10 protein-coding genes are annotated in these 13,762 nt (G+C 69.2%); 6 read left to right on the top strand and 4 right to left on the bottom strand.

Annotated features, from left to right (window positions below; all coding sequences use genetic code 11):
- Positions 1-59: 59 nt before the first annotated feature.
- Complete coding sequence (locus tag D455_RS34225) at positions 60-263, bottom strand: hypothetical protein (protein ID WP_160167853.1); 204 nt, start codon at positions 261-263, stop codon at positions 60-62.
- Positions 264-1,175: 912 nt separating this feature from the next.
- Here D455_RS34225 and D455_RS33855 point away from each other — a divergent pair.
- The gene (locus tag D455_RS33855) at positions 1,176-1,712 is read left to right on the top strand and encodes a hypothetical protein (protein ID WP_152487093.1); all 537 of its coding nucleotides are present in this window, start codon (positions 1,176-1,178) and stop codon (positions 1,710-1,712) included.
- Positions 1,713-1,846: 134 nt separating this feature from the next.
- A complete protein-coding gene (locus tag D455_RS34220; protein WP_017572088.1) occupies positions 1,847-1,984 on the top strand; it encodes a hypothetical protein in 138 nt (45 codons plus the stop codon).
- Positions 1,985-1,993: 9 nt separating this feature from the next.
- Here D455_RS34220 and D455_RS0117930 read toward each other — a convergent pair whose 3' ends face one another.
- From D455_RS0117930 to D455_RS35465, 3 genes are all read right to left on the bottom strand, one after another.
- Complete coding sequence (locus tag D455_RS0117930) at positions 1,994-2,998, bottom strand: hypothetical protein (RefSeq protein ID WP_017572087.1); 1,005 nt, start codon at positions 2,996-2,998, stop codon at positions 1,994-1,996.
- An 81-nt stretch (positions 2,999-3,079) separates the two neighbouring features.
- On the bottom strand, positions 3,080-4,672 hold the full coding sequence (locus tag D455_RS0117925; RefSeq protein ID WP_017572086.1) for a substrate-binding domain-containing protein: 1,593 nt from the start codon (positions 4,670-4,672) through the stop codon (positions 3,080-3,082).
- A gap of 78 nt (positions 4,673-4,750) precedes the next feature.
- Positions 4,751-5,374, bottom strand: a complete 624-nt coding sequence (locus tag D455_RS35465; protein ID WP_241480271.1) for a hypothetical protein — start codon at positions 5,372-5,374, stop codon at positions 4,751-4,753.
- Positions 5,375-6,123: 749 nt separating this feature from the next.
- Here D455_RS35465 and dnaG point away from each other — a divergent pair.
- The 4 genes from dnaG (at position 6,124) to D455_RS0117900 (ending at position 13,710) form a co-directional block, all read left to right on the top strand.
- Positions 6,124-7,995 carry a DNA primase gene (gene dnaG / locus D455_RS0117915; protein WP_017572085.1) on the top strand — a complete coding sequence of 624 codons (1,872 nt, stop codon included), beginning with the start codon at positions 6,124-6,126 and terminating at the stop codon, positions 7,993-7,995.
- A gap of 104 nt (positions 7,996-8,099) precedes the next feature.
- A complete protein-coding gene (gene rpoD, locus D455_RS0117910) occupies positions 8,100-9,182 on the top strand; it encodes an RNA polymerase sigma factor RpoD (RefSeq protein WP_026122734.1) in 1,083 nt (360 codons plus the stop codon).
- Positions 9,183-9,327: 145 nt separating this feature from the next.
- Positions 9,328-10,647: a glycoside hydrolase family 18 protein gene (locus tag D455_RS0117905; protein WP_017572083.1), complete on the top strand. Its 1,320-nt coding sequence runs from the start codon at positions 9,328-9,330 to the stop codon at positions 10,645-10,647.
- Positions 10,648-10,761: 114 nt separating this feature from the next.
- Complete coding sequence (locus D455_RS0117900; RefSeq protein WP_017572082.1) at positions 10,762-13,710, top strand: FAD-binding and (Fe-S)-binding domain-containing protein; 2,949 nt, start codon at positions 10,762-10,764, stop codon at positions 13,708-13,710.
- Positions 13,711-13,762 lie beyond the last annotated feature (52 nt).

Genomic DNA, 13,762 nt, shown 5'->3' with positions numbered 1-13,762 from the left:
AGGCGTCCTCATCCGGAAACTGGTCCACATCACGCACCTGCACCGCCTGAGAGCTCGTCTCAGAAGTCGTCGCTGTGCTTGGCCAGGTGCTTGTAGCAGATGAGGGTGCAGGCGGTGCCGAGCATGGCCAGGAAGGTGGAGGCCGTGCGCTCCCAGCGCACGTTCGGTCTGCGGTAGGAGCCCAACCAGGCGATTGGAAGGGTAAGCCCCTCATTCCTGAGCGCGGTGTCGTTGTCTACGACATCCGTTCTGGCCTGACGCACGCCATTGATCTTTGGCAGAAGATGACTGCAGGATCCTCGTTGGAGGCAGTTGGTCCTGCCCGCCATACCGAAGCTCCTCGTGTCGAGACATCATCCACCACAATCAAAACCTAGTACACAACGAAATGCGACTGCCGTACTGGCCAGGCAACGTAACTACAACCCCGGGCGCCAAGCAGACGCTCCTCCATGAGCCGCCTGTGCCCACAACCCCGCCAAGGCACGGCAGCCGAGCCGGAGGAAGCCAGGAACCGCGAAGCGGAACAAACCAGAACGGATCCAAGGCCTGGCCGTCGCGTACGAATGCGGAACAACCGCCCACGAGCTGTCGAAGCTCTTCGGCATCACTCGGAAAACCATGTTTTCCATCCTCGGGCGCAATCTTGTGATATCTTCACCCCGTGCTTTGGTATGGTGCAACCACGTTGCTCTCCATGCTTTTTGCATTGTCATGTCGGCGTGCATGTTATATGGTCATTTGCTTGCGTGGAAATGGTTATACTGCATGAAATAATGGCCGCGGAGAGGTTTTGAATGTCTCGAAATCCTGTTCAATCCGAAGAAAAAGAGGGGCGACGGGGGGATGTCGGGGGGTGTCGAGTCAAAAAAGCTGTAACTGATGACGATCTTGCCATCAAGGTATATTCGTCAAATGGTGGGCAAGGCTCAGAGCTTATGCAGCGATGGGGTGATCTGCGCACGTACTTTGTACTCAAAGAGGGCTGGTTGACTGAAGGTGATCTGCGGGAAAACAGCCCTGATGGAGCTTCTGCAGACCGTGATCGCTATGATCTTCCGAACTCTTTGACCTACCATGTTCTTGTATGCAAAGAGGGAGGGCCCACTGCGAGAGCAGAAGAGCCGGGTGAAGGGGGGCTTGTGGCGGGTGCTCGCCTGACTCGTGTCCTTAGCGTGAAGGATTCACTCAGCAGAGAGATGGTTCAGGATAATCCTGTGATGCTGGAGGATCTTGACCTAAGAAGTAACGAGTTGGGGCTGGAGGAGATTGCTCGGCGAGGTGATCTCTGGGACGTGACGCGAATGATAAGTAACGAGGTGGAGGGCGGCGACGCGCAAAGGAGGGCTGTGCTGCAGATACTGGGTGCCGCTGTTGCGATAGTAAACAAGAATAATACTCGATCCCAGGAGGGGGTGCAGGGTGAGCCGCATTGGATATTTACAACGACATCTAAGATGCGCGCGTTTATTGAGTGGGGCGGCATGCGTCCCGTGGGTGTGCTAAGTGATGGCAGGCTGGTGGACAGGAAGGGGAAGCGTGAAAGGATACTTGTCTGCACGCTGTCGGCGAATGAGGCTTTTGGTTCAGTTCTGAAAAAAGTTGGGGCAGAAAAAGATGGACTTGCTGGCGGGGAGGGCAGGGAGCGCAGTCATGCCGGCGAAATTGCCGTCGGATGCAAAAAGATCTCAGGTGCATCGGGTGGGGTGTAGCTGTATGACGGCTATTTTTGTGATGTGACTGGGCAATCCTTGCCAGTGTCATCCTTTCTGGATTTATGTACACATCTCAGAGTTCGTCTCGAAAGCTCTGCGAGGTGGCTCTGATCCTGGAATGATCACGTGCCGTGAGCGATGTGTTGCCCGGCGGGCTCTGGGAGAGCGTCCAACCCCTGCTGCCGCCGGCCCGAAGAAAGGTCGAGCGCTCCGTCGCCTGCACCCTCATCTGCTACGAGCACCTGGCCAAGCACAGCGACGACCCCTGAGACGAGCTCTCAGGTTCGCCACCCGGGCTGGTCCAGCCCGTACACGGCGTCGCCGAAGAGGAGCTCCAGGACGGCCTCGTCCCGCTGGTCGTCCACGCCCGCGTCGATGATCGTCCGCACCGCCGGGTAGCCGCGCAGGCCGACCTCGGTCGGCCTTCCCGCGGAGATGATCGTGTAGACCTCACGAACCGGATAGGTGTGGATGGCCCCGACCTGTTCGGCGAGTTCGTCGGTGGCCACGCCCGACAGGAGATCGCCGACCACGCCCTCGGCGCGCACCGCCAGCTCGATCCAGCCGAGATAGGTCTCGTCGTTGGGCCATTGGCGCTCCACACCAGGCGAGCCCATCGCCGACCGCTCGTATGGGGGGAGCGGCTCAACGCGCAGACGCATGACGTCCGGATGCTCACTCCACAGACGTGCGACGTGCTCGGTCAGATAGTGATGGAACGCGTCAGCCGACACGACTCCGGCTCCCGGAACGAAGCAGAGCACGAAGGTCGGCACGGGGGGACGGCCCTGCATGGCGGGGTCGTTGACGCGGTCGACGAGCGTGCGTCCTCCGGGAGGCGACAGCTGGGCGCCGATGCGGCCGAGGAAGTTGTGCGCGTCGTTGGGGATGGTCTCCCTCGCCAACGGATTGCCACCGAACGCGGCCAGGTCGGCCTCGGACAGGAAGAGCCCGTGCGGCATGCCCTGGGGCTGGGCCGCGACCGGCGCGTCGAACGAGACGCCCCGGACCGTCGGCCAGAGATCGGGACGGTTGGCCGCCAGGCGCAGCTGCCGATACTGCCACAGTCCCGGAACACGGGCGAACATGATCCCGTGCACGTCGCGCCAGTAGGTCTCGCACACCTCCCGCGGGATCTCGGCGCGCCACCAGCAGAAAGCCGTCAAAGCCAGTTCGGCGGCGTTCTCGAGGTCGGCCGTGTCCACGCCCCCGGTCATCGGCTCGGGATTCGGTTCCTCCTCCGAGCGGGCAGTGTCCCCCGCGGTCTGCTTCTTGTCGCTCATGGCGAACCCCTACCCCGTGGAACCCCGCCGACGTGTTCACGGACCGGTGGCCGTGGCGGGCGGGCGCTGGGCGGGTTCGTGTCACTGGTAACCCCGGATCTCCCGGAAGACCTGCTCCAGATCCTGCTCGCGGGCGTCGAACACCTGACCACCCGTCAGTTCCGCCAGCTCGGTCATCTCCGGCACGTCCGACTCACCGAACAGCACGGTGAACACCGGCACCGTCTCCACCGCGTCCGGCCGCCCGGACAGTGACACCCCGAACTCGTCCAGGGTCGTGCCCCGGTTCACCTCGCCGTCGGTCATCAGCACCACGGACATCAGGCGCTCGTCCTCGGGCCCCGCGTACCCCTCCTCCAGCAGCTCGTACGCCCGCACCAGGGCGTCGTAGGCGGCCGTGTCACCCCCGGCCTCCAGCCCGGCCACCGCCTCGGACAGCTCCGCGTTGACCTCGTCCACCACCCCCGCCTCCACGACGAAGGTCAAAGGGGAGGCCGGCTCGGTGGCGAACGGCAGCAGCGTCACCTCCTCCCGTTCCTGGAAGGACTGCGTGCTGCTGGCCAGCGAACCGCCGCTCGCCCCGGTCAGCGCGCCCAGGGCCGCCTGGAGCTCGTCGAGCCGCTCGCCCTCCATCGACCCCGACACGTCCAGCACGTACACCGTGCGCGCCGGGCGGCGCAGGGAGGCCGCGTAGTCACCCACCAGGCCGTCCACGACCTCACGGCTCGTCGGGAACGGCAGCTCCACCAGGGAGGGCACCGGCGGGGACAACTCGGCCCCGGCCGTGACCGGGCGCCGCCACGTCTGGTCGGCGATCCGCTGCTGTGTCCGCGTCGAGGTCAGGTCCTCCACCAGAAGTCCATAGCCCTCCAGCGCCTCCTCGGAGGGATCCGACAGGAGCGTCAGCGGATAGTCGGCGGTCACCACGCCGTCGGACGGGTACACGACCGTGAGGGGCTCGTTCAGGGAGTCGGAGGCGTTCAGGGACAGGATCACCGACTCGTAGTTGATCAGTCCGTCCACAGGCCTGCTCCGTTCCGCGCGCCGTACGAAGGCGTCCGCCAGCCACCCCGACGACCCCGCCGTCATCTCCTGCCCGGAGAAGAACTCCGCCAGCTCCGGCCCCACCTGCTCCACGTCCTCCGAGCGCAGCGCCGCGCCGGTGTCGGCCATCGCCGAGGCCACCCCGATCAGCGCCGAGAAACCCGAGTTGGAGGCGCCCGGATTGGTCATCCCGTAAGTGAAGCCCTCCTCCGCCACCGCCCGGTGCACGTCGGTCCAGGTCACCTCCGCCCCATCGGTCCATCCCAGCTCCCGCGCGCGGTCGGCGCGCACACCCAGCACCACGGGAGAGACCATGATCGACGTCCGTACGTGCACCGCCGACCGGCCCCCCTCGTCCAGGCCGAGGTAGCGGTTGGAGGCGAACCACACCGCGTCGTACTCCCCGCCCTCGCCCTCGCGGTCGCCCGAGGCGATCCGGGCCATGCCGTCCAGGGTGCCCGTGTACTCCAGTTCCACCGCCACCCCGGTGCGCTCCTCGACCTCCTCCAACAGGGGCTCCAGGTCGGCGATCTCGCTCCCCGCCAGGACCCGCAGCGTCACGTCGGGGCCCATCCTGAGGACGACACAGCCCGCCGCCACCAAGGCCACCACGAGTACCGCCGCGTACACGCCGCGGATCCTCCCGCGTCCCGTTCCAGCCGCCACCTTCGTCCCGCCTCCGTGTCCCTCGTCCCGCGTGCGCACCGACTACTCCTCGCCCATGGAGCCGCCGCCCACCGCCTCCTCCGGGGCGGGCGGGCGCATCCCGTTGCTGGTGTAGGCGTCCCCGATCTCCGTCAACAGCGTTTCCAGGACCGCGTAGGCGGGCGTGTTCACCACGTCGCGGACCCGGACGCGCACCGGAAGTCCGTGTTCGGCTACCAGGTCGTCGAAGTGGGATCCGCCCTCGCCACGGAACCCGTGCGCCGCGGCGAGCTCCTGGAGCACCGGGTCCTCGGTGAGCAGCCGCCCGATCTCGTCACCCTCCTCGGTGAACGGCACGACGGTGTGCACCGCGTACACGGTCGGCCCCGGGTAGAGCAGCACCACGTCGTCGTCGAGCGCGGACCCGTTGACCATCGCGTCCACGTACTGCGCCTCGTAGGCCCACAACAGCGGCGTGTGCCCAGCCCCCAGGTCGCGGAACTGGTCGAACGGCTGCTGGGAGGACTCGGGCGGCTGCCCCTGGGCGAGGAACAGGCGCGACAGCGTCGCGGTGAGCTCCTCGTCGACGTCTCCGGGCGTGAGCACCCTCTCGCCGTTGAGCAGGTAGGACAGGGCCGCCGCGTGCATCGCGGCCGAGTTGGAGGTACGCGGGTCGGTGGTGCGCACCAGCACCTCGTTGCGGTTGCTGGAGCTGACCGCGTCCCCGGGCAGATCACGCCAGCGGGTGCGCTCCTCCGTCAGCTCCAGGTAGGCGGCCAGGTCGAAGGACCACGTACCGTCCTCGGCGCGTTCGGCGACGCCGACNCTCCAGCGCGTCCACCATCGGCTGGTAGCCGAGCAGGACCATCGGTGTGCTGAAGGGCCGGTACTCGGTGGAGATCCCGTGTAGCTCCCGCACGTGCTCCGAGGCCGGACCCGAACCGGGGGAGACGAAGTCGGCGCCGTCGACGTCCTCCGCCATCAGCCGGGAGCCCCGGGGGCGCACCCGCACCTCGTACCCGAGCTCGGCGAACCGTTCCCCGACCCGCTCGTCGTCGAACAGGGCGACCTTCTCCGAGCCGACCACGCCCTCCGCCAGCACCAGGCCGTGGCCGGTCAGGCGGTTGACGACGACGAAACCGAGCGCCACCGCCAGGACCACCGCGAGGGCCGACGCGGCCACCACGAACCAGAACGCGCCACGGTCGGACCTGGGGGGAAGTCCACGCACCTCGCCGATCCTCCTCGGGAACCGTCCAGTGGAGGCCCCAGGGTTCCAGATCCCGTCGGCACGGAGCCGGCCAGAAGGTGGCCGGGTGGTGGCGCGTCGGGAAAGTACGGGAGCGGCGCGGGTCCCGCGGCGCCGGGGAGCGGGGGCGGAACCGGGCCTGTGGACGGCGGTCGGAAGGTCCGTGGGGAGAACTACCCTGGAGACCGTGGCAGGCCGGATCAGAGACGAAGACATCGCACTCGTGCGCGAGCGCGCGCCCATCGCCGACGTGGTCGGCGAGTACCTCCAGCTCCGTAACGCCGGAGGCGGCTCGTTGAAGGGACTGTGCCCCTTCCACGACGAGAAGTCCCCGTCCTTCAACGTCACCCCCTCCAAGAACCTCTGGTACTGCTTCGGCTGCGCCGAGGGCGGGGACACGATCTCCTTCCTCCAGAGGATCGACAGCCTCAGCTTCACCGAGGCCGTCGAGACGCTCGCCCGTCAGGTAGGCATCACCCTGCGTTACGAGGAGGGTGGGCGCAGCACCGCCAGGCACGACTCGGGCAAACGCCAGCGCCTGCTCGACGCCCACCGGGCCGCCGCCGAGTTCTACGCCGAACAGCTCCTGACTCCGGGAGCGGTCACCGCCCGCCGCTTCCTGGACGAACGCGGGTTCAACCGGACACACGCCGAGCGCTTCGGCCTCGGTTACGCCCCCGCCGGGTGGGAGAACCTCACCGGCCACCTGCGGCGCAGGGGGTTCACCGACCAGGAACTGATCGAGGGCGGCCTGGCCACCCAGGGGCGGCGCGGCGCCTACGACCGCTTCCGCAACCGGCTGCTGTGGCCCATCCGCGAGGTCACCGGCGAGGTGGTCGGCTTCGGCGCCCGCAAGCTCGACCCCAGTGAGGACGGACCCAAGTACCTCAACTCGCCCGAGAGCCCCATCTTCCACAAGGGACGACTGCTCTACGGGCTCGACCTGGCCAAGCGGGACATCTCCCGGGAGGGCAAGGCGGTCGTCGTCGAGGGCTACACCGACGTGATGGCCTGCCACGACGCCGGGGTGACCACCGCCGTGGCCACCTGCGGCACCTCCTTCGGCGAGGACCACGTCAAGATCCTGCGCCGGATGCTGCTCGGACGCACCAACCAGGGCGGCAGGGTCGTCTTCACCTTCGACGGCGACAAGGCGGGTCAGAAGGCGGCCGTGCGCGCCTTCGCCGAGGAGCACGGCTTCACCGCCGAGACCTACGTCGCCGTGCAGTCCGACGGTCTGGACCCCTGCGACCTGCGCTTCCAGCAGGGACCGCAGGCCGTGGTCGACCTCGTCGAGGACGCCGTCCGGCTGTACGAGTTCATGATCCGCAACGTCATGGAGGGCTACGACCTCTCCTCCCCGGAGGGCCGGATGGCCGCCCTGGACGCGGCGGCGCCGATCGTCGCGAGCATCCGGGACGAGGGGGTGCGGCGCAACTACGGACAGAAACTCGACCGCTGGATCGGCATCCTGGACGAGGCCTTCGTACTGCGCCGGGTCAACCAGCACATGCGCCGGAGCGCCCGCCCGCAGGAGCCCGCCCGGCCCGCACCCACCCCGGACGCCCGGGAGGCCCCCTACGACCTGGGCGACCCCTCCGTGCAGCGTGAGCGCCAGGCCCTCAAGATCGCCGTGCAGTACCCCTGGCTGGCCGTCGGCTTCGACGCGTTCACCGAGGAGGACTTCACCGTCCCCCAGCACCGGGCGGTCCTGCGGCTCGTCAACGAACGGGGAGGAGTGGCGGCCGCACACGATCCCGCCGCGTGGGTCAACGGGTTGCGCGAGGCCGCTCCCAATGACACGCAGCGTGATTTCCTCACACGTTTGGCGGTCGAACAGCTGGAGTTCTATGGAGAACTCGACGAGCATTACGCCCGACAAATACTGGGCACAATCAGGACTCATTCCATCAACCGGCGTGAGTCAAACCTGAGATCGGAGCTCTCCCGACTCGAAGGAACTTCCCAGGTGGACGAACAACAGCGTCTCCTGACCGAACTCATGGCGCTCCAGCAGCAAAAACGTGCTCTCCTGGAGGAGCAGGCGGGCAGCATGTAGCACCGGGGTGACAATAATAGTTCTCCCTTCCGAGGTACCCGAAAGGGCACAATGGAGGGGTGGCTTCCACGGTTGTGACCAACGAAACGCCGTCCGTTCGACAGGTGGCCCGGCTGCTCCCCGACACGGGCCGGGGCGCCGTCAGCCGCGACGAGGTCGCCTCGGCCCTGGAGCGGCTGGACGCGCCCCCCGGCCACCTCGACCAGGCGGTCGCCCACCTCGCGCGGATCGGTGTGGACGTCTTCGACCCCGAGGAGGCCGGTGCCGCAACCGACGGCGGCAGACGCTCGGGATCCGACCTGGTCCGGCTCTACCTGCGCGAGATCGGCCGGGTTCCGCTGCTCACCGCCGAGCAGGAGGTGGAGCTGGCCAAGGCGATCGAGGTCGGCCTGTACGCGCAGCACCGCGAACCCGCCGGGGACGTACGCGAGGAGGAGCTCTCCGCCCTCGTCGAGGAGGGCGGGAGGGCCAAGCGGCGGCTGATCGAATCCAACCTGCGCCTCGTCGTGTCCATCGCCAAAAGGTATATGGGGCGGGGTCTGCTTTTCCTCGACCTCATACAGGAGGGCAACCTCGGCCTGATCCGCGCCGTCGAGAAGTTCGATTACCGCAAGGGCTTCAAATTCTCCACCTACGCGACATGGTGGATCAGACAGGCCATCACGCGGGCGATCGCGGACCAGGCGCGTACGATCCGTGTTCCCGTGCACATGGTCGAGACGATCAACAAACTCGTCCGGATCCGGCACCAACTGCACCAGCAACTCGGCCGCGAACCCAGTACGGAGGAGATTTCCTCGGCCGCCGGATTCGGCGGTGAACGCGTCCTGGAGATCCAGCGCATCGCCCGGGAACCCGTGTCGTTGCAGTCGCCCATCGGCGACGAGGAGTCCGACTTCGGCGACTTCATCGAGGACTCCGACGCGGTGCTCCCGGTCGAGGCGGTGTCCTTCACCCTTCTCCAGGAACAGCTGGGGTCCATCCTCGGCGGTCTGTCCGACCGCGAGCGGCGCGTCATCCGGCTGCGCTTCGGAATGGTCGACGGCCACCCGCGCACCCTGGAGGAGGTGGGGCGCGAGTTCGGGGTGACCCGCGAGCGCATCCGTCAGATCGAGGCCAAGACCCTGGCCAAGCTCCGCCATCCCTCGCGGGCCGGAAGCCTGCGCGACTTCATCAGGACCGAGTGACCCGCTCCACCGGTCCGGTGCGCGCGGGGTCCACCACCAACGTGCGGGCCTCCCCACGGGTTCCCGCGGGGGAGCGGACGGCCTCATGTGGCCGATCCACCGGTAACCCGAGCATCCGCGACGTGCGGCGTCTACCGTCGGAGGGGTGAATGCCACACCAGCTCCGCCGGGCACCGGAACGCCCTTCCGGCGTCGCCCCCTGCTCGCCCTGGGCGCGGTCGTGGCCGCCGTCGTACTGATCACGGGGGTCTTCGTGGCCGTGAGCGGAAGGAACCCCGAGCGCATCGGGTACTTCGCCGACTGGAACGTGGCCAACCGCGGCTACACCATCGGGGAACTGGACGAGAGCGGCGCCCCCGAGCACCTGACCCGCCTGATGTGGGCGTTCGGCGACATCAGCGCCGAGGGGCTGTGCCACATCCCCGGAAACCACGCCCAACCCTGGGAGCTGTACCAGCGCCGCTACGAGGCGGACGAGAGCGTCAGCGGGGTGGCCGACGAGTACGAACAGGAACTCGCGGGCAGCCTCAACCAACTGCGCCAGCTCCAGGAGAAGTACCCCCACCTGCGGGCCAGCGTGTCCCTGGGCGGCTGGAACTGGTCCACGTACTTCTCCGTCGCCGCACGCACCCAGGAGTCGAGGGAGGCGTTCGTGTCCTCCTGCGTCGACCTGTGGCTGCGCGGAGACCTGCCGGTGCTCGACGGTGAACCGCAGGGCGGCGAGGGAGCGGCCGCCGGGATCTTCGACGGTATCGACCTGGACTGGGAGTGGCCCGGCCCGGGAGGCCACCCGGACAACGTGGAGCACCCCGACGACGCGGCCAACCTCACCCTTCTGGTGGCCGAGTTCCGCCGCCAGCTCGACGCGCTGTCCGAGGAGACCGGTGAGGACTACGTCCTGTCCGTGTCCATGCCCGGCGGGGCCGAGGACGGCGAGGCCTACGACGAGGAGATCTTCGACCACCTGGACTTCGCCACCGTCCAGGGCTACGACTTCGCCGGCCCGTGGAACGAGGAGACCGCCTACCACTCGAACCTGTACGCGACCTCCCCGGACACCAACAGCGTCGCCCGGGCCGTCCAGCGCTACGTGGACCTGGGCGCGCCCCGGGAGAAGCTGGTGATGGGCGTCCCGGCCTTCGGACGCGGCTGGCGGCTCGCGGACCCCTCCGAACCCGGACCGGGCGAACCCGCCGCGGGACCCGCCGAGGACCACTACGACGGGCCGACCATGGCCTTCTCCCAGCTCCAGGAGGTCGAGGGTCCCCGCTCCCTGGACGAGGAGGCGGGCGCCTACTGGGTCCTCGACGGCGACGAGTGGTGGACCTACGACAACCCCGACGTGGTCCGGCTCAAGGGCCGGTACGTGCTCGAACAGGGCCTGGGCGGGCTCATGGTGTGGAACCTGGACATGGACCCCGACGGCGCGCTCGTCCAGGCCATGGACGAGTCCCTCGGCGGCTGACCGCGCGCGTGCGGGGCGGCGGAACCCGGCTACCGCGCGGGTGGGCGAGGTCCGCCGAAACCGGCCGCGCGGCACGCTTGCGGCGCCACGGCCGCAGCCGCCACGCTGTGCAGCATGGCCGACCCGCACAGCAGCACCGCAGACCGAACCGACGTAGCCGCCCTGCGCCGCGACCTGGAGAGCCGTGTCCGGGGCACGGTCGCCTTCGACGCGGGGACACTCGCCCTCTACACCTCCGACGCCTCCAACTACCGCCGTGTGCCGCTCGCCGTGGTCGTCCCCGAGACCGTCGAGGACTGCGTGGCGGCGGTCCGCGCCTGCGCCGAGCACGGCGTGGCGATCGTCCCCCGGGGCGGCGGCACCTCCATCGCGGGCAACTCCATCGGCACCGGCGTGGTCATCGACACCTCACGCCACCTGCGCGCCATCGAGAGCATCGACCCCGCGGCGCGCACCGCCACCGTGCAACCCGGCGTCATCCTCGACGACCTGCGCGCGGCGGCCGCCGAACACGGGCTCACCTTCGCCCCCGACCCCTCCACCCACAGCCGCTGCACCGTGGGCGGCATGGTCGGTAACAACGCCTGCGGGTCCCACTCGGTCGCCTGGGGCACCACCGCCGACAACATCGTCTCCCTCGACCTGCTGCTCAGCGACGGCACCCGGCTCACCGTCGGCTCCCACGACAGCGACGAGGAGGTTCGCGCACTGGCCCGGCGCCCCGGACGCGAGGGCGAGATCCACGCGGCCCTCGCCCGCCTCGTGGACGCCCACCGCGCCGAGCTGCGCACCGCCATGCCCGACTTCCGCCGCCGCGTGTCCGGGTACTCCCTCGACCGGCTGCTTCCGGAGAAGGGACGCAACGTCGCCGCCGCCCTCGTGGGCACCGAGGGCACCTGCGCGTTCGTCCTCGGCGCCACCGTGCGCCTGGTCGAGTCGCCGCCCGCACGCGCCCTGGCCGTCCTCGGCTACCCCGACGCCCCCGCGGCCGCCGACTCCGTCCCCGACCTCCTCGGCCACCAGCCGCTCACCGTGGAGGGCATCAACCACCGCATGGTCGCCGCCCTGGACCAGTTCGGCTCCGGGGCCCGCGTGCCGCTGCCCGAGGGCGGCGCCTGGCTCCTGGTGGAGATCGCCGGGCAGGACCCCGCCGACGCCGCCGACGCGGCCGAGCGCATGCTCGCGGAGCTCACCGGTTCCTCCCGCCCCCGGGACGCGCTCGTCGTCTCCGACCCGGCCCACCAGAAGGCGCTCTGGCGCATCCGGGAGGAGGGCGCCGGGCTCACCCAGCGCACGCCCACCGGAGCCGAGGCCTGGTCGGGCTGGGAGGACGCCGCCGTGCCGCCCGAGAACCTGGGCGGTTACCTGCGCGACTTCGAGCGGCTCATGGACCGCCACGGCCGCTTCGGCGTGGTCTACGGCCACTTCGGGGACGGCTGCCTGCACGTGCGCATCGACTTCGAGCTCACCTCCGAGCGGGGCCGCCGCGAGTACCGGGAGTTCATGGAGGAGGCCGCCGCCCTCGTGGTCGAACACGGCGGTTCCCTGTCGGGCGAGCACGGCGACGGCCAGGCGCGCTCCGAACTCCTGGCCCGCATGTACCCGGAGGGCCTCATCCGCGCCTTCGGTGAGTTCAAGCGGATCTGGGACCCCGAGAACCTCATGAACCCCGGCATCATCGTCGACCCGCTCCCGCTCGACGCCGACGTCCGCGTGGCCGCCCTCCCGTCCGTGGCCCCCGACGGCCCGCCCGCCGCCCCCCACGGAGCCCGGGCGCTGCCGCTGCTGTCGGAGGCCACGCTGGCCTACCGGGAGGACGACGGCGACCTCGCCAAGGCGCTGCGCCGCTGTTCGGGGGTCGGCAAGTGCCGGCGCCAGGACGGACCCGGCGTCATGTGCCCCAGCTACCAGGTCACCCAGGAGGAGAAGCACTCCACCCGCGGACGCGCCCACCTGCTGTTCGAGATGGCCAACGGGGAGGTCATCACCGACGGCTGGCGCTCGGAGGAGGTGCGCGAGAGCCTGGACCTGTGCCTGTCCTGCAAGGGCTGTCTGAGCGACTGCCCGGTCAACGTGGACATGGCCAGCTACAAGTCCGAGTTCCTGCACCAGCACTACCGGGGCAGGGTGCGCCCGGCCGCCCACTACTCGATGGGCTGGCTGCCGCTCTGGGCGCGCCTGGCCTCGCTCGCCCCGGCCGAGGCCAACCGCGCGACCCGGATTCCGGGGGTGTCGCGCCTGGCCAAGAAGGTCGCGGGGGTGGCCGCCCAGCGCGACCTGCCGTCGTTCGCCCGAACCACCTTCACCCGGGCGTTCCGGCGGCGTGCCGCGCGCGGCGGGGCCCGCGTCGACGGGCCGAGGGTGGTGCTGTGGCCGGACACCTTCGGCAACCACCTCAACCCGAACGTGCCCGCGGCGGCCGTGCGGGTGCTGGAGGACGCCGGGTTCACCGTGGTGCTGCCCCGGGGACAGGTGTGCTGTGGCCTGACGTGGGTGTCCACCGGGCAGCTGGACGTGGCCCGTACGGTGATGCGCCGCGCGGTGCGCGCCCTGGCGCCGCTGGTCGAGGAGGGGCTGCCCGTGGTGGGCCTGGAGCCCAGCTGCACCGCGGCTCTGCGCCACGACCTGGTGGAGGTGCTGCCGGGGCCCGGGAGCGAGCGGGTGGCCGGGGCCGTGCACACCCTGGCGGGTTTCCTCAACGAGTACGCGCCCGACTGGCGTCCGCCTCGGATCGACGCCTCGGCCCTGGCCCAGGTGCACTGCCACCAGCACGCGGTGATCGGCTTCGACGCCGACCGCGAGCTGATCTCCCGGGCGGGGATCGACGGCGAGGTGCTGGACTCGGGCTGCTGCGGGCTGGCGGGCGACTTCGGGTTCACCGAGGGCCACTACGAGGTGTCCGAGGCCATCGGCGAACGCGAGCTGCTGCCCCGTGTGCGGGGAGCCTCCCAGGACACGCTGGTGCTCGCCGACGGCTACAGCTGCCGCACCCAGATCGAACAGGGGGCGGGCCGTAGGGCGCTGCACCTGGCCGAGGTCCTCGCGCGGGGGTTGAAGCCGTAGGGGAGCGGGGGTGTTCGGGCGTTCGTCCTCCGGACGCCCGACACGGGAAGTG

Source organism: Nocardiopsis halotolerans DSM 44410 (genome assembly GCF_000341065.1).
Classification (GTDB): domain Bacteria; phylum Actinomycetota; class Actinomycetes; order Streptosporangiales; family Streptosporangiaceae; genus Nocardiopsis; species Nocardiopsis halotolerans.
The sequence above is the reverse complement of the archived record's forward strand: the minus strand, read 5'-3'. Positions and strand labels throughout refer to the sequence as shown.